1 protein-coding gene is annotated in these 606 nt (G+C 62.4%); it reads left to right on the top strand.

Features of this window, described 5'->3' with window-relative positions; all coding sequences use genetic code 11:
* A partial coding sequence (locus tag DAI20_RS19795) for a DUF4870 domain-containing protein (RefSeq protein ID WP_205781519.1) occupies positions 1–384 on the top strand: 384 nt, incomplete at its 5' end.
* Positions 385–606: the final 222 nt, after the last annotated feature.

Genomic DNA, 606 nt, shown 5'->3' with positions numbered 1-606 from the left:
AGGAGTTTTGTCGTGAGCGAATTCGATAACGTCCCGCCGCCGCCGGCAACCACCGATGCCCCGGCCGACCAGCGCACCATGGCGCTGGCTGCGCACCTGCTGGGCATCTTCACCGGCTTCATCGGCGCGCTGATCATCTGGCTGATCAACAAGGATGACGCCAGCAAGGCCTTCGTGACCGACCAGGCCAAGGAAGCCCTGAACTTCCAGATCACCGTGACCATCGCCATGGTCATCAGCATCATCCTGATGATCGTGATCATCGGCGGCATCCTGGCCCCGATCGTCGGCGTCATCAACCTGGTGTTCTGCATTATTGCTGCAGTGAAGTCCAACAACGGCGAAGCCTACCGCTACCCGTTCACCCTGCGCCTGATCAAGTAAGACCGGCTGCATGCGGAACTGAAAACGCCCGGCATTGCCGGGCGTTTTCATGTGCAGGGAGCTGCGGGCGGTGCCCGACGAGCGCGCAGCGATCAATGATCGCGTTCGACCGCCAGCGTCGCCAGCGCACGCAGTGCATCGGCCTCTTCGCCGTATCCGGCCAGGATCGCCTGCATGCGTGCTGCGAGCTCATGCAGCTGGACCTTTGCGCCGTCCATGCCA

The organism is Planctomonas deserti, from assembly GCF_003067705.1.
In the GTDB taxonomy this organism is placed as follows: domain Bacteria; phylum Actinomycetota; class Actinomycetes; order Actinomycetales; family Microbacteriaceae; genus Planctomonas; species Planctomonas deserti.
Note: the sequence above shows the minus strand (reverse complement) of the source record. Positions and strands in the feature narration are given on the sequence as shown.